We start from the raw sequence: 22,224 nt of genomic DNA on the forward strand, positions 1-22,224 counted from the left end.
GTGTATTCGAGATTATCTCCCATATTTCGGAGATAATCATAGCTCGCAAACAGGCAATAGGCTGTCGGCAAATTGGGCTGAATAGCCACACACTTGGGTGTGAACGGCTATCCAGTGATCCTCACTTCAGGCCGCATCCTTGGGCGGTGCGCTGCGCAGGCGTTCCATGAGGTAGGCATGGGTCGCCGGATTGGCGACGATCAGCGTGCCTGTCTTTTCAAAGACTTCCGGGCCGCGTCCCCACCAGTCGGTGACGATCCCTCCGGCTTCCTGGACCAGCAGAATACCGGCTGCCGTATCGACGAAACCCGTCTCCTCGTAATAGCCGGTCAGCCTGCCACAAGCGACATAGGCGCAGGAATTGGCGGCACTTCCGACGATGCGAACCGCACCGATCGGCGCGCGGATTTCATCAAGGCGCTGATAGGCCCCCGGATGCAGCGACAGGTTCGGCGTTGGAAGGCCGGTGCCGACGCACATCAGCGCCACATCGGTCGAGGCGCTGACATTGAGCCGCGTACCGTTGAGATAGGCGCCCTCGCCCTTGATGGCGGTGAACATCTCGTCGGAAACTGGATTGTAGACGAGCCCGCACATCGTTTCGTTGCCACGGCGCAGCGAAATGGTGATCGTGTAATGCTGGCCATAGATGAAGTTCGTCGTGCCATCGATCGGATCGACCAGCCAGCGATGTTCGCTGTCGGAACCTTCGACGGGCGCGAATTCCTCGCCGGTCAGGCCCCAGGGATACTGGCTGAGCAGGCGCTCGCGGATCAGCGTTTCGGATTGCTTGTCGGCGTCCGAGACGAAATCTCCCGGCCCCTTGATGCCGATCTCGATATCGCGAAACCGCTTAAAATGCTCGAGCGTCAGGGCGCCGGCCTCGCGGGCGGTTTCGACCATGTGATCGAGGATCTTGCTGTAATTGACTGTCATGAACTGAATGCCTTGGCTAACCCTTCCGGGTCATCTGTGGTGATCTGGTCGACTTTGAGCTTGAGCAGGCGCTCGACCTGGCGGATGGTTTCAGGGGTGATGTGATTGATCGTCCAGGCATCGACGCGGCGGCCGGCTGCGTGGACTGGGGCAACGAGATCGAAACCGGCCTCTTCGGCGGCAAGGACGATGCGGTAATCCAGATAGATCATCCGGGCATCGGGTGCCGTCTTCAGCGCCTGTTTGATGAAACCGGAATAATCGCCCGTCGCCTTCAGCCGCGCCAGGCTTTCGCCGTAACAGGGATCGTAGCCGGTGGCGATGTCGGGAGCGGCTTTTGCCAGCGCCTGGATGGCGTCGAAATCGCCGCCCGAAAGAATGAGCGACGCGGCAATCGGCGCGGCACCTTCTCCGAAATTGGCGATCGCCTGCGGGGTCAGCGCCTCAAGATTTTCCTTGTAATCGAGCTGCAGCAGCGCATCCGGATGCACGCCCTCGCTTGCGAGAAGCGCGCAGAGATCTTCCAGCAGCAGAACCTTGTCGGTGATAGGCTCGCCGTCATTGCCGCGCAGATGCAGCTCTTGCAGGGCGGCGGCAGATGTGTCGCGCACCTTGCCCTCACCGGTCGTCTCACGCTCCAGCGTCAGGTCATGCAGGACCGCAAAACCGTGATCGCCGTGGACGACGAGATCGACTTCGACGCTTGCACCAAGCCGCATCGCCTCGACGATAAGCCCGCCGGTAAAGACCGGATCGGAAATACGGCGACGGCCGCGATGCCACTTGATGGCCGTGCGATGGCCATCGCGGTCAAGATGGATGGGTGCGCTCACGGGTCAGCTCCGGAAAATCTGCTGGTTGTTGCGATAGGCGGCGACGGCGCGGGGCTTGAGATCGACGCCCTGCCCGGTCCGGAAAAGATCGGGATGGGCTACCATCGATTTCAGCCGCGTGCCATCGGCAAGATCAAGGTCTACCAGACCGTGCGAACCGTAATCGGTCACACGATGCACTGCCGCCTTCGGCGTGTCCGAGGCAGTGAGATCGAGCGCTTCGGGACGAATGGCAAGCGTTGCCGGACCATCTGCGATCGGCAGCAGCAAGGTGAAATCCGAACGCACAAACTGGCCGTTTGTGACCTCGCCTTCGACGAGGTTCATCGTGCCAATGAAACCTGCGACAAAAGGCGTCTTCGGATCACGATAGACGACATCGGGGCGGCCGATCTGCTCCGTCTTGCCGTTCGCCATGACGACGATACGGTCGGCCATGGATAGCGCTTCGTCCTGGCCGTGGGTGACGAACAGGGTGGTGATGCCGAGCCGCTGCTGGATATCGCGCACCTCTTCCCGCAGCCGCTCGCGCAGATGCTGGTCGAGGCTGGCAAAGGGTTCGTCGAGAAGCAGGATCTTCGGTTCAAGCACCAGCGAGCGGGCAAGCGCTACGCGCTGCTGCTGGCCGCCGGAAAGCTGGTTCGTCATGCGGTCGCCATAACCGGCGAGGCCGACCAGTTCGAGCACGGCCTCGACCTTTCCTCTGATCTCCGCCGCCGGCATGCGGCGCAGCTTGAGACCAAAGGCGAGGTTTTTGAAGACGTTCATATGGGTCCAGAGCGCATGGCTCTGGAACACCATGCCGGTCGGCCGGCGCTCGGGCGGTAGATGGGTGACGTCTTCGCCATCGATAGTGATGCGGCCGCTGGTCGGCTGTTCGAAGCCGCCGACCATGCGCAGAAGCGTCGACTTGCCGGAGCCGGAGGGGCCGAGCAGGCAGACGAGTTCGCCATCGGCGACATCGAGAGAGAAGCTGTTGACGGCATGGGTGCCGCCGGAAAAGGTCTTGGTGACCTCAGCGATATGAAGAACGGACATGATATTTCCTAACCGCCGAAACCGCGGGCAAATGCGCCGCCGCCGATAACGCGACGGGCGAACATGAGGGCGATGAACGAGGGGACCCAAAGAAGCACCGAGAGAACCGCGCCGTACTGGATGACCATCTGGTTGTTGATGTAGCTGATCATCAGAACCGGCATGGTGCGAATGCCGGGAGCACCGATCAGCCACGCGCCTTCGGTTTCATAAAAGGTGCCGACGAAGCTCAACAGCACGGCGGCGAAAATGGTCGGTCCCGCCTGCGGCAGGGTGATCGACCAGAACACCCGCAAGGGGCTCGCGCCGACATCACGGGCCGCCTCTTCCATGCGCCGATCGACCGCCTGGAAGGCCGCAACCGGGATCCAGATCATGAACATCAGCGTGCCGACCAACTGGATCAGCACGACGCCCCAGAAGGTGCCGATGAGATTGAGCTGCAGGAAGATCGCGGCGATCGCCACCAGCAGGCCGAATTTAGGAAAGGCGTGGCCGGCAAGGAAGGAGAAGAAGAGGATATCCCTGCCCGGAAATTTCATGCGCGCGAATGCGTAAGCAGCGGGCAAGCAGATCAGTGCCGAAAGCAGCGTCACCACCGTCGAGAGCTTGAGGCTCAGCATCAGCGCGTTCCAGACGTCGGGGCGACCCAATGTCTGGCCCCAGAAACGGAAGCCGAATTTCTGCGGGATGATGTTGGGATAACGCCAGACCTCGGTAAAGGCCCAGGTAGCAACGACGACGAGCGGCCCGATGATGACCAGCGTCAGAATGACCGCGAAGGCAATGCCGGACCAGTCGAGGCGCGCGCGTTTGAGGGTAAGCGAGGTCATCTCATTTCCCCCGGTTTCTGGCGACGGAGCGCACATAGAAGAGCCCGAACAGGATGCAGAAGCCAAAGGCGACGACGGCCTGCGTCATGGCGCCGATCGGGTCCTGCACATCGCGCAGGGTGCGCTGCATGAAGGGGCCGAGCATTTCCGGCGAAGCCGGACCGAGCAGATAGGGAAGCGTGAAGGACGAAAAGATACCGAGCACCGAAAAGGAAAGCGCCACGAGGATGGAGTTGGAAATGCGCGGCAGGATGATGTGCCAGAAAACCCGGATGGTATTGGCACCGACATCGCGCGCAGCCTCGATGGACTGGTTGGCGACACTGCCGAGACCCGAAAGCAGGATCAGGACAGTCAGCGGAATATTATCCCACACAAGACCGATGACCGGCCCCCATGGCGTGAGATAGGGCGTGCGGATCTTTGGCAGTCCGACTGCATTCAAGAGGATATCTACCATGCCATTGGGGCCGAGCACGCGGATGAGGGCGAAGGCCAGGATGATCGACGGCACGAACATCGGCAATATGGCGAGGGCCTGCACATAGGCCGGCAGCCGGCCATGCGAAAAACGCAGATACAGCGCGATCGGCAGGCAGATGACCAGCAGCAGGACCGCGCAGACAAGCGTCGTCCAGAGCGTAACGGCCAGATTGTCGAGGCTGTAACGATCGGAAAAGAAGAAGGCGTAGCTCGACAGGTCGAAGCTGGAACTACCGTCGGCATCGGTGCGCCAGATGGTGCGGCTGATCGCATTGATGGCAGGCCAGATGACGAGCCAGATCACCAGATAGACGGGTATGGCGACAAGCAGGAGGCCGATGGGCCTCCTGCCTGCTGCGGTTTCGGTGGATACCGAAACCGCTCTTTCGACGAATTCGCTCACGACTTGCGGTCGACGTTCGGAGCCACGTGGCGATACCAGCCGTCATTGATGGCTGCTTCCCACTTGCCGCCCGGGAATGTCGGGATCGACTGCGGAATGATGTCGGCGAACTTCTTGCGCAGGTCTGCCGAGACGTGATCCCAGGAAACGCCCGGGAAGCCGCCGAGTTCGGTGAGGATGGCGCTCTGCATTTCTTCCGAAAGCATGAAATCGGCAAGCTTCAGCGAAGCTTCGTGGTTTGCACCATTCTCGATGACGACGGAGCGGGTAAAACCGCCGCAAAGCGCCAGATCCTGAAGCTGTACCAGACCGGTTTCAGCCGGCAGCACGCCCTGCTCGATCGCCTGCAGAACCTGGTCGGACCAGACCGGGATCATGGTGACGACGCCCTGGGAAAGCAGCTGCAGCGACTGGGTGTTGCCGGAGGAGTAAGCGCCCTTGTCGTAAAGATGCGGCGCGATATCGGCCAGAAGCTTCCAGGCCTTGCCGAGCGCTTCGTCGCCGAATTCCTGGGTATAGTTGTCGACCTTGAATGCCTTCGAGTCGAGGCCGTTTGCCTGATGGATGGCGCGGCGGACGAAATTGCCGCCCGAACCGCCCTTGTCGGGACGGTTATAGACGAACTGGCCCGGATTGGCCTTGATCCAGGTGACGAGCGCGTCCCAGGTTTTCGGCGCATCGGCCGGCTTCAGCTTGGTCGTGTCATAGGCGAGCAGAACCTGCGAACCGCGGTAAGGCAGGCTGTATTCGCTTTCGATGGCAAGCGGATTGACCTTAGAATAGTTGGAAAGACCGGCAGCCTTGATGTTGGTGTAAACGCCGGCCTTGATGGCGCCGGCCGGCAGAAGAGCGTCGGCGGATTCGAAATAGTCGGCCTGCGGATCGGCATTCGTCTGCTTGGCGGCGATTGCGCGCTCGCCGATCGCGATGATGCCGGCACCATCGCCTGCATCGACGAGGTTGAGCTTGAGGCCCGGATTGGCAGCCTCGAATGCGGGCTTAACAATGTTTGTCCAGAAATCGAGAATGTTGGTGTCCGAGCTGGTGTACCAGTCGATCTGGCCCTTGGCGGCAAAGCTCATGCGCGGAGCCAGAGCAAGACCGGCGGCGGCTCCGGCTGCGGACATCATAAAAGTACGGCGTTTCATCTTTATCTCCGATTCAGTCGGGCGAGTAAAATTGGGAACCGCCAACTCAATCGAAATATGACCGGAGGCGGCGCTGATCGGCGACTGCACAGCCGTGCAAGTGCGAACCAATCGGCGCCGTTTCTACTGTCCTCCCATAACGCTTTCATGACAGGTTTTGACAGGAACACGCATGCACAGGCCCTGTCATGAAACCTTCATCCGACCTGTACTTCCAACTTCTGTCGCGACGCGACCGTCGCCGCCAGCCATTCGAGGGTGCGTGCTTCCGGGTTTTCGTTGAGCAGGATATCGGTCACTACTGCGGCGCTTTCCGCACCCTGCTCAAGCACAAGCGGCGCGCGCTCGGCGGTAATACCGCCGATGGCGACAAGCGGAAGATCGCCGATCCGGCGCTTCCAGTCGGCAACACGCTCGACGCCCTGCGGCTGCCATTTCATCTTTTTGAGGATGGTCGACCAGACGGGGCCGAGCGCGACATAATCCGGCCTTGCGGAAAGAGCCGTATCGAGTTCGGCGATATCATGGGTGGAGACCCCAAGCTTCAGTTCCGCCCGGCGAATGGCTCCGAGATCGGCTTCCGCCAGATCCTCCTGGCCGAGATGGATGAAATCGCAGCCTTCATCGATCGCCAGTTGCCAGTAATCGTTGACAACAAGCTGGCAGCCGTGCGCCGAGCATATCGCCTTCGAGCGGCGAATTTCCCCGCGCAACACGGTGTCGGGCGTTTCCTTGATGCGCAGTTGCACAAGCTTGACACCAAGCGGTACCAGCCGCTCGATACAATCGGCGCTATCGACGATGAGGTAGAAGGGATCGAGCCTCATGAAAATACCGCCTTGCCGATGACCGGAGTCGAGGGCACCGCCATCTCGCGCGGCTCCAGCATGCCGGAAAGGTAAGCGAGACGACCCGCATCTATCGCCTTGGCGAAAGCCTCGGCCATGGCCGGCGGGTCGCTCGCACCGGCAACCGCCGTGTTGAGCAGCACGGCGTCGTAACCCAGTTCCATGACCGTGGCCGCGTGCGACGGCCGGCCGAGGCCTGCATCGACGATCAGCGGGATTTCGGGAAAGGCAGCCCGCATGGCGACAAGCGCCGATGGATTGCGCGGCCCTGCCGCCGAACCGATCGGCGCGCACCAGGGCATAAGCAACCGGCAGCCCGCGGCCAGCAGCTTTTCGCCGACGACCAGATCGTCCGTCGTATAGGGAAAAACCTCAAATCCTTCGTCGGTGAGGATGCGCGCAGCCTCGACCAGTTCGAAGACATCCGGCTGCAGACTGTCGTGATGGCCGATGACTTCGAGCTTGATCCAATTGGTGCCGAACACTTCCCGCGCCATTTTTGCCGTCAGCACCGCCTCCGATGCGCTGTGGCATCCGGCGGTGTTGGGCAGGATGCGAACACCCAGTTGGCGGATCAGCTCGAAAAACGCGCCGCCCGTCTTGCCGCCGGATGTCTCGCGGCGCAGCGAGACGGTGACGATGCCTGCACCGGAACGCTTGACCGCCTCGGAAAGAATGGCCGGTGACGGATAACGCGCGGTGCCGAGCAGCAGGCGCGATGACAATTCCGCATCATATAGTTTCAGCATGGTTCATCCTCCCTGCATGGGCGACAGGATTTCGATCCGGTCTCCCTCCTGGAGACGCGCATCCGCCCGATCCTCGCGATGGACGAGATCGCCGTTGATGGCGGTAGCCAGCCATTCGCCCTCGTATTCGAGCGCGGCCAGAAGCTCCGCAAGCGTGCGCGTCTCCACGGACTGAGTTTCACCATTGACGATGAGGTTCATAGGGTCAGTTCCTTCTGAAGGGCATAGCCGTTGGAAAGCAGGCCAGCAGCCTTTTTCGCCATGGCCGGCGCCAGCAGAAAGCCGTGGCGGTGCATGCCGGCAATCGCCAATCCGCCTTCCATTTCCACCACCCGCGGAACGTTGTCATCAAAGGCAGGACGGATGCCGACACCGGTTTCCACCACCCGCGCCTCGCCGAAGGCAGGATTCAGCGCATAGGCCGCGTTCAGCAATTCCATCAGCGAGCGCGCCGAAATCGGCCCGTCATCCTCCGTCTCGATCATCGTTGCACCGACCATGAAGCGGTGATCGTCGCGTGGCACGACATAGATCGGATGGCGCGGGTGCAGCATCCGGACCGGACGCGATAGAGCCACATCGGGGGTCTCCAGATAAAGCATTTCGCCTCGCACGCCGCGTAGGCCCGGAATATGGGGAATGGCTGCCGGGCCGGTGCAATCGAGAACGGCGGTATAGTTTTTCCTGGGCGGCGGTCCACAGCCGAGGTGAAACTGTCCGCCATGGTTGCGGATCGCCTTTGCCAGCCCTGCCAATGCCCGGCGCGGATCGAGATGCGCCTCACCTTCGAAGAACAGCGCCTTGTCGAACCGGCCGACAAGCGACGGTTCCAGATCGGCGATTTCGTCTCTGCCAAGCCAGACATGACCGCGTGTGCGCGAAGCAAACCGAGTGAGATCGGCCAAGTCACGCGGCTGCGCCACGACCAGCGTGCCGTTGCGAATGACCGCACCCGGCACCGCCCTGTCCCACCAATCGGCGGCATCGAGCCCGAGTGTCAGCACGATCTCTTCCGCCGCCTCACGCTCGCAATAGGGCGCCAGCATGCCGCCGGCGAAATGCGATGCGCCCTGCCCGATCGTATCCTGATAATCGACGATATCGACATCTTCGCCGCGCCTGAGAAGTTCATAAGCCACCGTGAGGCCGGCAACGCCGGCCCCTTTGACGAGAAACAGAGACATCAGGCCTCACTCCCGGCATTTGCCAATGGGTTTTCCACCGGCATGTAGAGATCACCACCATCGCGATATTTCGCCGCCATCGCCTCAAGCCCCTCCTTCTGCGCCTCGGCGCGGATATCGTGTGAGATCCGCATCGAGCAGAATTTCGGCCCGCACATGGAGCAGAAATGCGCCACCTTGTGTGCGTCCTTGGGAAGCGTCTCGTCGTGGAAATTCCGCGCCGTATCCGGGTCGAGCGACAGATTGAACTGGTCCTCCCAGCGGAACTCGAAACGGGCGCGCGACAGGGCATCGTCGCGCAGCTGCGCCCCCGGATGGCCTTTTGCCAGATCGGCGGCATGGGCTGCTATCTTGTAGGTGATCACACCGGTCTTGACGTCATCGCGATCCGGCAGGCCCAGATGTTCCTTCGGCGTGACGTAGCAGAGCATGGCGGTGCCGAACCAACCGATCATCGCAGCCCCGATGGCCGAGGTGATGTGATCGTAGCCGGGCGCGATATCGGTGGTAAGCGGACCGAGCGTATAGAACGGCGCCTCGCCGCAGGTCTTCAGCTGCTTGTCCATGTTCTCCTTGATCTTGTGCATCGGCACATGGCCGGGGCCTTCGATCATCACCTGGCAATCCTTTTCCCAGGCGATTTTCGTTAGTTCTCCGAGTGTCTCCAGTTCGGCGAACTGCGCGGCATCATTGGCATCGGCAATCGAGCCGGGACGCAGGCCGTCGCCCAGCGAAAAGGTCACGTCATAGGCGCGGGCGATGTCGCAGATCTCGTCGAAATGCTCGTAGAGAAAACTCTCGCGGTGATGATGCAGACACCACTTGGCCATGATCGACCCGCCCCGCGAAACGATGCCGGTGACGCGATTGACGGTGAGGTGGATATAGGAAAGCCGCACGCCGGCATGGATGGTGAAATAATCGACGCCCTGCTCGGCCTGCTCGATCAGCGTATCGCGATAGACCTCCCAGGTGAGATCCTCGGCAATGCCGTTGACCTTTTCCAGCGCCTGATAGAGCGGCACCGTGCCGATCGGCACCGGTGAATTGCGGATGATCCATTCGCGGATATTGTGAATGTTGCGGCCGGTCGAAAGATCCATGACCGTATCGGCGCCCCAGCGGATCGCCCAGACCATCTTTTCCACCTCTTCCGCCATCGACGAGGTGACGGCGGAATTGCCGATATTGGCGTTGATCTTCACCAGAAAATTGCGGCCGATGATCATCGGTTCGCTTTCGGGGTGGTTGATATTTGCCGGAATGACGGCGCGGCCTTCCGCAACTTCGTGGCGTACGAATTCCGGCGTGATGTAATCCGGGATATGCGCACCGAAACTTTCGCCATCCCGCGTCAGGGCTTCCTTCGCAGCCTGCCGGCCGATGTTTTCGCGGATGGCGATGAATTCCATTTCGGGCGTGATGATGCCTGCGCGCGCATAGGCGAGCTGGGTAACCGCACGGCCTGCATTCGCCTTGAGCGGCATGTTGCGGATGGGGAACTCGGGCGTCAGCCGCTCGCCGGTGGCAAAACCGTTATCCTCCGGCTTGACGTGCCGCCCCTCGTATCGGGCGACATCGCCGCGAGAAAGAACCCAGTTTTCGCGCAGGCGCGGAAGGCCTTGGTCGATCGCGACGATATGGGCAGGATCGGTATAGGGGCCGGAACTGTCATAGACTAGGACTGGCGGCTCGCCGGATGTCGGGTGAAGCGCGATCTCGCGCATCGGCACGCGGAGATCGGGATATTCCCTGCCCGCAACATGGATCTTGGTGGAAGCCGGAAATGCGCCCGAGGTAACGGTCGGGCTTTGATTTTTGGCGGCAATATTCATCGTGAGGCTCCAAGTTTCAAGGTTGGAGACCCAGTCCTAGAGCCGGAAAGATGGAAGAACGCCGATCACGGAATCCGGTTTACGGATTTGAGAATTATCGCAGCGTTTTGCACCGTCCCTACGCCAGTATGAACTGGATCAGGTTCAACGGGTCACTGCGCGCGATAGCAGAATCTCAGCCCCTTGACGGGACACCCCTGGTGAATGCGATGAGGCTATGACAGGCGAGCTAGCGGGTCAAGTAGGTGATGCAAGCACCGCGGGAAATCGGAGGGCTCAATCTCGCGGGCTCGCAGTCGGTTTTACCTCAATCGAGCCGCACTTCACTCGCGGGATCGAAGAAGTGGACTTTGGCGGAACTGATCGACAGACGGATCTCCTCACCGGGCGCAAAATCCACCCGGTCGTTGACGACACAGGTGACTTCCGTGCCGCCGACATCGGCCAGAACATGCGTGTCTGCGCCGGTCGGCTCAACCACCTTGATCGTCGCCATGGCGCCATCCTGCGTGCCTACGGCAAAGCCTTGCGGACGGATGCCAACCACGACGTCACCACTGCTTCCACCCTTCGGCAGCGATGGCAGCACCAGTCGCTCTCCGCCCGGAATAAGAAGGGACTGGCCCTCGATCTTGCCGCGCAGAAAATTCATTGAAGGCGATCCGAGGAAGCCGGCCACGAACATGTTATCCGGACGGTCGTACAGCTCCAGCGGGGTGCCGATCTGTTCGACGCAGCCGCCGCGCATGACGACGATTCGATCGGCCATGGTCATCGCCTCGACCTGGTCGTGGGTGACATAGACGATGGTCGACGCCAGTCTCTGGTGAAGCGCCTTGATCTCGGCGCGCATCTGCACACGCAGCTTGGCATCGAGGTTGGAAAGCGGTTCGTCGAACAGGAAGACGTCGGGATCGCGAACGATCGCGCGGCCCATGGCGACGCGCTGGCGCTGGCCGCCGGACAATTGCGACGGCTTGCGCTGCAGGAGCGGGGTCAGTCCGAGAATTTCGGATGCTTCCGCAACCTTCTTGTAGATCTCGGCCTTTTTCATGCCGGAGATTTCCAGCGAGAAGCCCATGTTCTGGGCGACCGTCATCTGCGGATAGAGCGCGTAGTTCTGGAACACCATGGCGATGTTCCGTTCCTTCGGCGACAGCGTGTTGACCACACGCCCGCCGATATCGATACGCCCTGCGGATATGTCCTCGAGGCCGGCGATCATTCTGAGAAGGGTCGACTTGCCGCAGCCTGACGGGCCAACCAGGATGAGGAATTCCCCATCCCGGATGTCGATCGTAACACCCTTGACCACTTCGAGCGCACCAAAGCTCTTGCGCAGATCGGAGACTTGAACCGTCGCCATGATGATACCTCTCTAATGCGTCTTGCGTGGGCGTATGCGCACAGCAAGATATGGCCGGCCCGGCAGCGTCAGCCCGAACGCGGCGGCAAACTGGTTGGTGATATGAGAACCACCGGTAATGCGCTGCGGGTGAACCTTCGGCAGCGGCCCCTTCTCCAGCGGCGTGATGCTCATGTTCCAGACATCGATGAGATCGATTTCCCAGTCGCCATCTTCTTCCGGCAGGCCGAGCGCCCATTCGACCGGCTGATGCTCGCCGAAATAGATGTAACGGACGTCGCCATCCTGAGCCGCGGATACCCGCTTGTAGGTCGTGCCCCGTTCCAGCATGGGGGTCAGGCCATTGACGGCATCCTCCTCGAAGATCTTGCGGAGGAAGTCGATACGCGCCGATGCCTCGCCATGAAGCACGCCGCCCTTTGCCCACCAGAGTTCGTCATTGGCATCGAGGAATGTTTCGCCGTGACCGATATAGCCGCCACGGCAAAGCGTCAGCCAGTAGCGATGAATCAGTTCGTGGCCATCGATATTGCCCCATTCCTTCGGGATATTGCCTTCGTATTCGGGCTCGTCGTTGACGACAGGCTTGCCATAGGCGGCGCGCCAGTCGAGCGTCTTCTTGACGTCCCAGTTCTGGATGCAGACGTGATCCACCCAAGGTTTGCGGTGATCGTAATTCTTGTCCACATCGCCATTGTGGATCGACTTCGGATGGCGCAGCGGATCGCCTTCCTCGATGATCTGGAAGAAGCGGTCCCAGCGTTCCATCGGCTTCGTATCGAGAAGGAAGTCGTATTCGTTGGCGAGCGACCACCAGACATTTCGGTAGGCGGCGATACGCGCGACGATATAACGGAGATATCGGAAATCCTGCTCCTCCGTCATCGTGCAATAGCCCCAGCGGTCATAGGGATGGAAGAGGATGATATCGGCCTCGATCCCCATTTCCATCAGACGGCCGATCTGGTTTTCGAAATGCCGGAAGCATTCGAAATTCGGCCTGTCCATGTCATGGCTGCCATCGGCGCGCTTCTCATAGACGTCGAAGAGCGGCTCGTTGGTGTTGTAGATATAGTCTTTCGGGAATACGCCCATGCGGATCTTGTTGAACGGCGCCGTCTCGAGCGTCCTGAAGGTCTGCTCCTGCAGCTCGACCGTCTGGTGCGTCCAGGCATAGCAGGTCGTGCCGAAGGGCAGGTATGGCTTGCCGTCGGCATAGGCGAAATGAAACTGGTTGCGCACCCGCACCGGGCCGTGAACGCCCGACTTGGCCGGACCAACGGTCAAAGAGCCGTTCAGGCCTGCCAGCGCCTTGTCGCTGGCGGTCGTTACGAAGCGCCAGGCACCCTCGGTGTCCGGGCAGAAGCGTACCTTGTAGACGCCGTCACCATCATAGAAACCGGGAACCGTTACGTCGCGATTGCCGAGCGAAAACGTCGCGGCGAAACTGACGTCGAGATAGGGATTGCCGCCTGCGGGACCCTTGGCGGAAAACTCGAAGACATCCCAGCGGCTCACTTGTTCTGACATTTCTAACTCCTGAATATGATTGGATTTTCAGCCCTTGACCGCACCTGAAGTCAGTCCGCTGACGAAGTATCTCTGGAAGATCATGTAAACGAGGATGGCGGGGAACACGGTCATCGCGATCGCCGCATTCAGCTGGCCGTAATCGGTCGAGAACTGCCCCTGGAAGGACATCAGGCCGAGCGGCAGGGTCCACATGTGACGGTCCTGCAGCAGCACCAGCGCCATGGCGAATTCGTTCCAGGTGGAAACGAAATCGAGGATCAGAAGCGCAGCCAGCACCGGCAGCGAGATCGGCAGGAATATCCGGCGAAAAACCGTGACATGCGAGGCCCCGTCGATCAGCGCCGCTTCCGACAACTCCTTCGGCACCGCCTTGAAGAAGCCGTGCAGAATGAAGACCTGATAGGGCACGCCGAAGGCCAGATAAGGCAGGATGACGCCGGGATAGGTATCGATCAGGCCGAAACCGTTCACCAGGGTGAAGATCGGCGCCAGCATGACCTGGAACGGGATCATCGCACCGAAGAGAAAGAACAAAAGCAGCAGTTTGCCGAAACGCAGCCTGATCCTTGCCAGAGCATAGGCGGCCATCGCCGAAAACATCAGGCCGAGCGGCACCTTGATGACGGTGATGATGACGCTGTTCTTGAACGTCGTCTCGAAATTGCCGCGCGCCCAGGCGCCGGAAAAGTTGTTCCAGGCGATGGCTTCCGGCGGCGTGAAGGCGCTTGTTGCCATAACCTCGGCATTCGACTTGAGCGCCGTGAATGCGATCAGAACGACGGGCGCAATCCAGACCAGCGCAAAGGTGACGAGGATTATCCAGAGGATGATCAGAAAAGGGTCCCGGCGCGGCTTGAGCAGCAAGGCGTCGTCTTCCTGGCGGGGTGCTATAGCAGTCATTCGCCTGCTCCTTCATCACGTTGCGACCAGCGCAGGTAGGGAACTACGATGGTCAGCGTGACCAGAAGCAGGATGACCGAAATCGCCGAGCCTCTGCCGAAATCGAAGATCTGCATCGACTGCATGAAGGCCCATAGAGCCAGCATCTGTGTCGACTGGGCCGGGCCACCACCGGTCATGCCGTAGACGATATCGAAGGCCTTGAGGGAGGAGATGGTCGACAGGACGAGGACGATCGCCAACGTTACCCGCAGCGCCGGCAGCGTCACATGCCGGAAAACCTGCCAGCGGCTCGCACCATCGATGCGTGCGGCCTCGACAAGCGAACGATCGACGCTCTGCAGGCCGGCGAGGAAAAGCACCATGGAAAAGCCGACATACTGCCAGGTATAAGCGACGAACATCGAATAGAGAGCGATCTCGCGGTCACCCAGCCAGTCGCTGATCAGCGACTGCAGGCCCAGACTGGTGAGGACCTGATTGAACAGGCCGAAGAACGGGTCATACATCCATCGCCAGATCGTCGCGACCGCGATCGGTGCGATGATGACCGGCAAATAATAGACGGCGCGCATCGGTACCCGACCAAAGAGTTGCTGATTGAGGCCGAGCGCCAGCAGCAGGCCGATCGTGGGCGGGAAAATGACGGCAAGAACGGTCCAGGTGATGGTGTTGCGCAGGGCAACCCAGAACACCGCGTCATTCGTCAAAATGTAGCGGTAATTCTCAAGCCCCACCCATTCCCTGTGCGGATCGAGGCCGTTCCAGTGCTGGAAGCTCAGGAACACGACTTCGATCATCGGCCAGATGGCGAAGGTGGCATAAACCGCCAGCGCCGGGCCGATAAGCATCAGGGCTTGCGCCCGTGAGGACTGCATGATTTTCGAATTGAACATTGGAAACCCGTTTATCCCGAGTCCTGACCTGCAACGCAGGTCGACAGTCTCCGCGGCGAAGACGCCGCGGAGAGATCAGGCACAAGCCTGATTTACTTCTTGCGGTTGCCGATAAACGTTTGCATTGCAGCCGCTGCCGCCTGAGGCTCGATCCTTGCTGCCGCGACATCGTTGATGACGCGGAAGTATTCTGTCGTCACATCGAGCGGGAATGCCTGGTCGCCGTTGACGAACGTGCCCTTCGCGTCAGCGAATATCTGCGTCCACTCCTTGTGCAAATCCGACGCATTGTCCTTGAGCTTCACTTCCTTGTTGACGGACAGCGCACCGAACGTGCCGGCAATCTGCGTCTGGAATTCGGTCGAGGTGAACGAGTTGATGAACTCGGCGGCGAGATCCGCCTTGGTGGTCTTCGACGAAATGTAGAAATATTCGGCGAAGCCATAGAGGCGACCGGTGCCGTTGGGGAACGGGAAAACGTCGTAGTCGTCGACGTTGCCGCCTTCCTTGATCTGCGAGACGAGCCAGTCACCTTCGAGCATCATCGCAGCGCGCTTTGCCAGGAACAGGGTGAAGGACTGCTTCTGGTCGACGCCCATGAACGGCGAAAGGATATAGTTCTGTCCCCACATCTTCATCTCGGCAAAGGCCTTGGTGGCGCATTCCGTCTTGCTCCAGTCCGCCTTCATCGATTTCAGCTGGTCATGGACATCCGCACCGCAGGTCGTTTCGAGAATTTCGTCCATCAGGCGCATCAGGTGCCAGTTGACCGAGCCACCGAAAGTGAAGGCCGGAATACCGGCTGCCTTCAGCTTCTTTGCAGCCTCGACCAGCTCGTCATAGGTCTTCGGCTCCTGGGTGATGCCCGCCTTTTCGAACATCGCCTTGTTGTAATACAGGCCCTCGCCGGAGAAGCGGAAAGGCACGCCGTGCTGGCCGGAACCGTAGCTCTTCGAAAATGCCAGGGACGGGCCCGTCAGGCGGTCGTTCCAGCCGTATTTGGCGTAATCGGCGGTAATGTCCTTGCTGAGGCCTGCCTTGACATATTCGCCGCCAAGCCCGAGGCCTGCCCAGCTCATATAGACATCCGGCCCTCTGTCTGATCCGGCGGCGACGCGCAGGGCGGTCTTGTGCTCGTCGACGCCGCGCATGACGATTTCGACGTTTACACCGGGATGGGATTTTTCAAAATTCTCGGCCGCAGTCTGAAGCGCCTTCACCTGCGATTCCGCAGAATAGCTGATCGTCCAGACGGTCAGATCCTCTGCATGCGCTGCCGTCGCCACCGTTGCCAGTGCAGAGGCAGCCAAAAGCCTTGCGAACGTTTTCATAAGATCTCCTCCCAAAGATCGCTTGAAGTCCTCATCGAAGACTATCAAGTCATTTTCGTTTCATGTCAAATGTTTTCGAATTCATCCGATTTGTTTGATTTCATAACCAAGTTGCTTTCATTTGAAAGCCACTCGCGGAAGTAGTCGAAACATCCAGCGACATCCCTATGCGATCTTCTGCCAAGCCGACCTGCCATAACAACACTTCAGCAATGAAGCGCTGCCAGCTTCGGACAGGGTTGGTTTTCGCCACCCTAATGCGCAATCAACCTCGTCAGAAGAGCCTGCCAGCCGCGCATTGCTTCCAGCCGCCAACCGTCGGCATCGGCCTGTGGCAGAAACTCGCTCCGGGTTTCATCGGTGCCTGGCGTATCCCCATAAAGGCTGAGCAGCGCCATCATCGCGACTCCGATCGCCCCGACCTCAGCCTGACCGCTCCTCGCGACCGGCCGATCCAGAACATCTGCCTGCATCTGCATCAGGAAATCGTTCGAGGACGCACCGCCATCGGCCAGCAAGCCATCAAGCCTTGCCCCGAGATCCTTTTCCATGGCGGTAAAGACGTCCGCTATCTGCAGGACGATCGCATCGAGCGTAGCGCGCGCCAGATGAGCGCGGGTCGTCGCCAGCGTCATGCCGGAAATCGTGCCCGAAACATTGTCGTTCCAATGCGGTGCACCCAACCCGGCAAGAGCCGGAACGAAGACAACCCCGGCGGCATCCGGAACGCTCTGGGCAAGAGCGGACAGGGCCTTTGCATCCAGCAGGCCAAGCATCTCGGCAGCAAAGGCGGCAGCTTGCGCGGAAACGGTGATATTGCCTTCCAGCGCATAGGCGATGCCGTTCCGGTCGCTCCATGCGATCGTGCTGGAAAGGCCGTTTTTCGACAACACCCGTCCGGGCGTCAGCGTCATCAGCGACGATCCGGTTCCATAGGTTGCCTTGACAAGGCCCGGCGCGCGGACGCGATGGCCATAAAGGGCTGCATGGCTGTCACCCATCATCGCAAGGATCGGGACGCCGGTATCGAGTGCAGTCGCGCCTTCGGCCACTTCGCCGAACCGGCTGTCCGACGAGCGAACTTCGGGCAGGGCCGTGACAGGAACGCCGAACAGATCGCAGAGACCTTCGTCCCATTGCAGCGTGCCGGTATTGAACAGCTGCGTTCGCGATGCATTCGAATGATCGGTGGCGAATTCCTTTCCGCGCGTCAGCTTGTAGAGCAGCCAGCTATCGACCGTGCCTGCACGAAGCAGGCCCTGCGCGGCGAGCGTCTTCGCCTCGGCCACGTTTTCCATTACCCAGGCGAGTTTTGAGGCAGGAAAAAGCGCGTTGATGGAAAGCCCGGTCGCCTCGACCACCATCGGGTCGCGGCCTTCGGCAATCAGCGCCTCGCAGGCCCTTGCCGTGCGGCGGCACTGCCACAGGATGGCCGGCGCGATGGGCCTGCCCGTTTCGGCATTCCAGACGACCAGCGTCTCGCGCTGGTTTGCGATCGCAAGCCCGGCGATCCTGGCATCGGCCCTGCCGACGATATCGGCGATGACCGCCTGCACCGTCGCCCAGATATCCTCTGCCGATTGCTCCGCCCAACCGGGGCGAGGATAGCTGGATGTCAGGGGAGCAGACGCCTTGGCGACGACATCCCCCGCCGAATTGACCAGGATCGCCTTGGTATTGGTCGTCCCCTGGTCAACGGCAATGATGAATTCTCCCCTCCCGGCTTCACTCATCCCCGCTTGCGCCCGATCGCCTTGCGTGCGGATCTGGCGATCCCGGTGGCCGTCAGGCCGAAATGATCGAACAGCCATTCGACCGAGCCGGTCGGCACGAAGCCGGGAAAGCCCATCCGCTCGATCGGCACCGGAAGATTGGCGGAGGTGTGTTCAGCCACCGCGCCGCCGAGACCGCCGTGTATATTAGCTTCCTCGACCGTAACGATCGCGCCCGTCTCGCTGGCAGCCGCCGAAATCGCAGCCTCATCGAGCGGCGAAATGGTCGCCATGTTGAGGATACGGGCGGAAATGCCTTCCGCTTCGAGTTCTACTGCTGCCTGGACGGCCAGATGTACCATGGTGCCGCAGGCAATGATCGTGACATCATCACCCTTGCGGACAAGTTCGGCCTTGCCGGGCTGGAATTTGCGGTTTTCAACCGCGAGATCCGGCACCGGCATGCGGCTCAGCCTGATATAGACCGGGCCTTCGTATGCTGCCGCCCATTTCACGGCCTCGGCGGTTTCCCAGCTGTCGGCCGGCACCACCACCTTGATATTACTCAGCGGTCTGAGCCAAGCAAAATCCTCGATCGAATGGTGTGTCGGCCCAAGCTCGCCATAAGCGACGCCGGACGATTGACCGACAAGCTTCACGTTGAAACCGGCATAGGCGATATCGGCCTTGACCTGTTCGAGCGCGCGCCCGGTCAAAAAGCAGGAGGCCGCCGAGACGAAGGGGATGCGGCCGCCATTAGCAAGACCGGCACCGACGCCCACCATGTTCTGTTCGGCAATGCCGACATTCACAAGCCGATCCGGGAACTTCTTCTGGAAGCCGCCGAGCTTGGAGGAGCCGACGGAGTCGTTGACGACGGCGACGATGCGCGGATCACTTTCGGCAAGCTCCTCGATCGTGCGCGCCCAGGCATCGCGACAATCGTAAAAACCTTCCTGTTTTGCAGCGGGTGCAGCCATCAGACCAGTTCCTCCATGGCAGTATTATATTGCTCGGCATTCGGCACGCCATGGTGCCAGGACGCCTTGTTTTCCATGAAGGAGACGCCCTTGCCCTTGATGGTATTGGCGATGATGCAGAGCGGTTTCGAACGGCCGCCTGGCGGTTCGGAGAGAGCGTTGACGAGCGCGCCGACATCATGCCCGTCGATCACTTCGACATCCCATCCAAAGGCGCGGAACTTGTCGTCGAGCGGATCGAGACCGTTGGTCTCTTCCGTTCCCATGCCCTGCTGCAGCCGGTTGCGGTCCACAATCAAAGTGAACTTGCCGAGCTTGCGGTTGCCGGCACTCATCGCCGCCTCCCAGTTCGACCCTTCCTGCAACTCTCCGTCGCCGGTGAGCACGAAAGTGCGGTAGTCGCTGCCCGTCATCTGCCCGGCGATCGCGATACCGAGTGCCACCGGCAGGCCATGGCCGAGCGGCCCGGTATTGGTTTCCACGCCGGGAAGATAATTGCGGTTGGGATGGCCGTTCAGCTTCGACTGCGGCTGCATATAGGTTTTCAGCCAGTCTTCCGGATAATAACCGGCAGCGGAAAGGGCGGTGTAAAGCGCGCCCGTTGCGTGGCCTTTCGACATGATGAAGCGATCGCGCTCCGGCATATCCGGCTTTTTCGGGTCATACCGCATCACGCCGAAATAGAGCGTCGCAATGATGTCGATCGCCGAAAAATCGCCGCCGGGATGCCCGAGCTGGGCATCATGGACCATCGTGAAGGCCCTGCGGCGCATCCACAATGCTTTCTCGCGAATGGTATCGACGAGGTCATTCTTCAACATGGGTATTGGCCTTTCATTGCCGGATTGGGCCGGACCTGGCTGTTGCCGCAAGGGGCGCCTACATGGCGCCGAACAGGGCCTTCTGCGCAATTTTCAGCGCACCGATCGCATCGTGGCGGCTCTGGGCTTCCTTCAATGCATCGACATCGAGCGCCTCGAGCCCCTTGTCGGCGGCTTTGAGGAAATCGATCGCGTGATTGGCGGTCGCGACACTGTCTTCACGGAACGGGAACTGGTCGAGCTGCCACACGCCTTCCCACTTGTTCTTCCGCAGAACGTAGAAGAACTCGAAGATTTCGATCGGATGCAGGCTGCCAGCGACCAGATCGTCATCCCAGGAACGGTAGTTGTCGTTCACGTCCATGCCGAACAGCCGGCCGTAGTCGATCGCGAGCTGTGCGCTGTCGGCGGCCGATTCACCGCCCATAATGGCGTGGCCGAAATCGAGCAGGATGCCGACATTCGGCAGGCCGATCTTCTCGATGCCGAGAAGCGTGCGGGCAACCGAACCGAAACTCATGCGAACGCGCGGTTCGCGCGGCTTGTATTCGATGACGAATTTCAAATCCGGGTTTTCGCTGGCGAGCTGGCCGACACCATCGAGCGAATGCTTCCACAGCGTGCCGTAATCGACCTGGAACGGATAGTCCCAGCCATCTTGACCCGGCCACAGCTTGACGTAATCGGCACCGAAATAACGGACCTGATCGCAGGCCTCGGTCACCAGTTCATGAGTGCGGCGACGGACGCCCGCATCCGGGTTGGTGAAGGAACCCTTGACGAATTCGCGCGTGTAGATTTCCGGCGTGATGCCGATGACACCGAGCTTATTGCGATCCAGCGCCTCTTTTACCTGCGCATTGGAAAAGTCGCCGCCGAAGAAGGGATAGTTGATATCGACGACCGACAGATCCTTGACCTGGCCGGCCAGATCGATCGCCTCGATGACGCTGCGCGGCCTGCCGTAACCATCCGTCGCGTAACGGTCGAGATAGGTTGCGAAATGCCAGATCCCGGCGCCGAAACGTTGTGCAGTCATGATGTTTCCTCCGATTATTCCGTGTCGCCCCTATCGGATTTCAAGAATGATGCCGCGCGCTCGTGGCGCCGCTATGCGCCCTCCTCCTCAGAATGAGGCGCACATCCCGGACAAACCAACAAAAGACTTTTGATTACTTTCGATCTCTTTCGTTTTGAAGATAACTGACATACGACGGGAGAACATTCAAGTGAATTATTAGAGCTTCAAGAGGCATGAGGTCTAAAAAATATGCCGCATTGCAACATAAGAGAGAACAAGAAGGCTTGATTGCCACACAAAAGCGCAGCCATCAAAAACATATTGACAATAAACGAAAGTGATCGATAGTTCGCAATAGACGCCACGGGAGGGTGGTCTTTTTTCAACGGGAGGTAATCATGAAGCTTACGAAACGTCTTTTGATGTCTGTCGTCGCGCTGGGTATTGCCGGCGCCATGTCAGGCACGGCACTTGCTGCCGATACGATCGCGATCATCACGCCGAGCCATTCCAACCCATTCTTCAAGGCTGAAGCCGATGGCGCTGCGGCAAAGGCGAAGGAACTGGGTTATGCGACCATGGTTCTGGTTCACGACGATGACGCGAACAAGCAAAGCGAACTTTTCGACAGCGCCATCGCAGCTGGCGTGAAGGCCATCATTCTCGACAACGCAGGCGCGGATGCCTCCGTTGCCGCCGTACAGAAGGCCAAGGACAAGGGCATTCCCTCGTTCCTGATCGACCGCGAAATCACCACGGCCGGCGTTGCCGTTTCGCAGATCGTCTCCAACAACTACCAGGGCGCCCAGCTCGGGGCGGAAGAATTCGTCAAGCTGATGGGCGAAAAGGGCAATTATGCAGAACTGCTCGGCAAGGAATCCGACACCAATGCCGGCATTCGCTCGCAGGGCTATCATGATGTCATCGACCAGTATTCGGAGATGAAGCTGGTTGCCAAGCAGACGGCCAACTGGTCACAGACCGAAGCCTATACGGTGATGGAATCGATGCTGCAGGCACATCCGGATATCAAGGGTGTAATCTCGGGCAACGACACGATGGCCATGGGCGCCTATGCGGCACTTGAGGCCGCCGGCCGCAAGGATGTGATCGTCGTCGGCTTCGACGGTTCCAACGACGTCCGCGACTCGATCAAGAAGGGCGGCATCAAGGCGACCGTTCTCCAGCCGGCCTACCAGCAAGCGCAGAACGCCGTCGAACAGGCGGACAAGTTCATCAAGACCGGCAAGACCGGCCTCGATGAAAAGCAGCTGATGGATTGCATTCTCATCAATGCCGCCAATGCCGAAAAGCTCGAGACCTTCGCGCTGAAGCCATAAGACCGCCATCCCCACCCGGGACATGCTATATGTC

General features: G+C 60.0%; 21 protein-coding genes and 1 riboswitch. Of the genes, 1 reads left to right on the forward strand and 20 read right to left on the reverse strand.

Annotated elements, in window-relative coordinates; translation table 11 throughout:
- Nucleotides 1–126 precede the first annotated feature (126 nt).
- From MRBLMR1_RS21525 to MRBLMR1_RS21620, 20 genes are all read right to left on the reverse strand, one after another.
- On the reverse strand, nucleotides 127–936 hold the full coding sequence (locus MRBLMR1_RS21525; protein ID WP_206826696.1) for an inositol monophosphatase family protein: 810 nt from the start codon (nucleotides 934–936) through the stop codon (nucleotides 127–129).
- Nucleotides 933–1,769 (reverse strand): glycerophosphodiester phosphodiesterase, encoded by an 837-nt coding sequence (locus MRBLMR1_RS21530; RefSeq protein WP_500066129.1) that lies wholly within the window; start codon nucleotides 1,767–1,769, stop codon nucleotides 933–935. Before MRBLMR1_RS21530 ends, MRBLMR1_RS21525 begins: the two co-directional genes overlap by 4 nt.
- A 3-nt stretch (nucleotides 1,770–1,772) precedes the next feature.
- Entirely contained in the window at nucleotides 1,773–2,807 is a 1,035-nt protein-coding gene (locus MRBLMR1_RS21535; RefSeq protein WP_500066131.1) for an ABC transporter ATP-binding protein, read from the reverse strand.
- Nucleotides 2,808–2,815: 8 nt separating this feature from the next.
- The gene (locus tag MRBLMR1_RS21540; RefSeq protein ID WP_500066133.1) at nucleotides 2,816–3,640 is read right to left on the reverse strand and encodes an ABC transporter permease; all 825 of its coding nucleotides are present in this window, start codon (nucleotides 3,638–3,640) and stop codon (nucleotides 2,816–2,818) included.
- A gap of 1 nt (nucleotide 3,641) precedes the next feature.
- The gene (locus tag MRBLMR1_RS21545) at nucleotides 3,642–4,463 is read right to left on the reverse strand and encodes an ABC transporter permease (protein ID WP_500066320.1); all 822 of its coding nucleotides are present in this window, start codon (nucleotides 4,461–4,463) and stop codon (nucleotides 3,642–3,644) included.
- A gap of 59 nt (nucleotides 4,464–4,522) precedes the next feature.
- Nucleotides 4,523–5,674, reverse strand: a complete 1,152-nt coding sequence (locus tag MRBLMR1_RS21550) for an extracellular solute-binding protein (RefSeq protein WP_500066135.1) — start codon at nucleotides 5,672–5,674, stop codon at nucleotides 4,523–4,525.
- A 197-nt stretch (nucleotides 5,675–5,871) separates the two neighbouring features.
- A complete protein-coding gene (locus MRBLMR1_RS21555; RefSeq protein ID WP_206826689.1) occupies nucleotides 5,872–6,501 on the reverse strand; it encodes a thiamine phosphate synthase in 630 nt (209 codons plus the stop codon).
- Nucleotides 6,498–7,271, reverse strand: a complete 774-nt coding sequence (locus MRBLMR1_RS21560) for a thiazole synthase (RefSeq protein ID WP_500066137.1) — start codon at nucleotides 7,269–7,271, stop codon at nucleotides 6,498–6,500. The genes MRBLMR1_RS21555 and MRBLMR1_RS21560 overlap by 4 nt, the downstream gene beginning before the upstream one ends.
- A gap of 3 nt (nucleotides 7,272–7,274) precedes the next feature.
- A complete protein-coding gene (gene thiS, locus MRBLMR1_RS21565) occupies nucleotides 7,275–7,472 on the reverse strand; it encodes a sulfur carrier protein ThiS (RefSeq protein ID WP_206826687.1) in 198 nt (65 codons plus the stop codon).
- Complete coding sequence (gene thiO, locus MRBLMR1_RS21570; protein WP_500066139.1) at nucleotides 7,469–8,455, reverse strand: glycine oxidase ThiO; 987 nt, start codon at nucleotides 8,453–8,455, stop codon at nucleotides 7,469–7,471. Before thiO ends, thiS begins: the two co-directional genes overlap by 4 nt.
- On the reverse strand, nucleotides 8,455–10,290 hold the full coding sequence (gene thiC, locus MRBLMR1_RS21575; RefSeq protein WP_206826685.1) for a phosphomethylpyrimidine synthase ThiC: 1,836 nt from the start codon (nucleotides 10,288–10,290) through the stop codon (nucleotides 8,455–8,457). The genes thiO and thiC overlap by 1 nt, the downstream gene beginning before the upstream one ends.
- A 97-nt stretch (nucleotides 10,291–10,387) precedes the next feature.
- Nucleotides 10,388–10,499: riboswitch (TPP riboswitch) on the reverse strand.
- 98 nt (nucleotides 10,500–10,597) lie between these two features.
- A complete protein-coding gene (locus MRBLMR1_RS21580) occupies nucleotides 10,598–11,656 on the reverse strand; it encodes an ABC transporter ATP-binding protein (RefSeq protein WP_500066141.1) in 1,059 nt (352 codons plus the stop codon).
- Between the two features lie 12 nt (nucleotides 11,657–11,668).
- Nucleotides 11,669–13,186, reverse strand: a complete 1,518-nt coding sequence (locus tag MRBLMR1_RS21585; protein ID WP_500066143.1) for a DUF5060 domain-containing protein — start codon at nucleotides 13,184–13,186, stop codon at nucleotides 11,669–11,671.
- A 27-nt stretch (nucleotides 13,187–13,213) separates the two neighbouring features.
- Nucleotides 13,214–14,089, reverse strand: coding sequence for a carbohydrate ABC transporter permease (locus MRBLMR1_RS21590; protein ID WP_206826679.1), 876 nt, complete (start codon nucleotides 14,087–14,089; stop codon nucleotides 13,214–13,216).
- Nucleotides 14,086–14,985: a carbohydrate ABC transporter permease gene (locus tag MRBLMR1_RS21595; protein ID WP_206826677.1), complete on the reverse strand. Its 900-nt coding sequence runs from the start codon at nucleotides 14,983–14,985 to the stop codon at nucleotides 14,086–14,088. Before MRBLMR1_RS21595 ends, MRBLMR1_RS21590 begins: the two co-directional genes overlap by 4 nt.
- A gap of 92 nt (nucleotides 14,986–15,077) precedes the next feature.
- Complete coding sequence (locus tag MRBLMR1_RS21600; protein WP_500066146.1) at nucleotides 15,078–16,316, reverse strand: ABC transporter substrate-binding protein; 1,239 nt, start codon at nucleotides 16,314–16,316, stop codon at nucleotides 15,078–15,080.
- 254 nt (nucleotides 16,317–16,570) lie between these two features.
- Nucleotides 16,571–18,049: an FGGY family carbohydrate kinase gene (locus MRBLMR1_RS21605; protein ID WP_500066148.1), complete on the reverse strand. Its 1,479-nt coding sequence runs from the start codon at nucleotides 18,047–18,049 to the stop codon at nucleotides 16,571–16,573.
- Nucleotides 18,046–19,008 carry a transketolase family protein gene (locus MRBLMR1_RS21610; protein WP_500066150.1) on the reverse strand — a complete coding sequence of 321 codons (963 nt, stop codon included), beginning with the start codon at nucleotides 19,006–19,008 and terminating at the stop codon, nucleotides 18,046–18,048. The genes MRBLMR1_RS21605 and MRBLMR1_RS21610 overlap by 4 nt, the downstream gene beginning before the upstream one ends.
- Nucleotides 19,008–19,829, reverse strand: coding sequence for a transketolase (locus MRBLMR1_RS21615; RefSeq protein ID WP_206826669.1), 822 nt, complete (start codon nucleotides 19,827–19,829; stop codon nucleotides 19,008–19,010). Before MRBLMR1_RS21615 ends, MRBLMR1_RS21610 begins: the two co-directional genes overlap by 1 nt.
- 58 nt (nucleotides 19,830–19,887) lie before the next feature.
- On the reverse strand, nucleotides 19,888–20,868 hold the full coding sequence (locus MRBLMR1_RS21620; protein WP_206826667.1) for a sugar phosphate isomerase/epimerase family protein: 981 nt from the start codon (nucleotides 20,866–20,868) through the stop codon (nucleotides 19,888–19,890).
- A 380-nt stretch (nucleotides 20,869–21,248) separates the two neighbouring features.
- Here MRBLMR1_RS21620 and MRBLMR1_RS21625 point away from each other — a divergent pair, with 380 nt between their 5' ends.
- A complete protein-coding gene (locus MRBLMR1_RS21625; RefSeq protein WP_148146921.1) occupies nucleotides 21,249–22,190 on the forward strand; it encodes a D-ribose ABC transporter substrate-binding protein in 942 nt (313 codons plus the stop codon).
- The last annotated feature ends 34 nt before the right edge of the window (nucleotides 22,191–22,224 follow it).

Origin of the sequence: Neorhizobium sp. LMR1-1-1.1 (assembly GCF_040675795.1) — a bacterium.
Classification (GTDB): Bacteria; Pseudomonadota; Alphaproteobacteria; order Rhizobiales; family Rhizobiaceae; genus Neorhizobium; species Neorhizobium cellulosilyticum.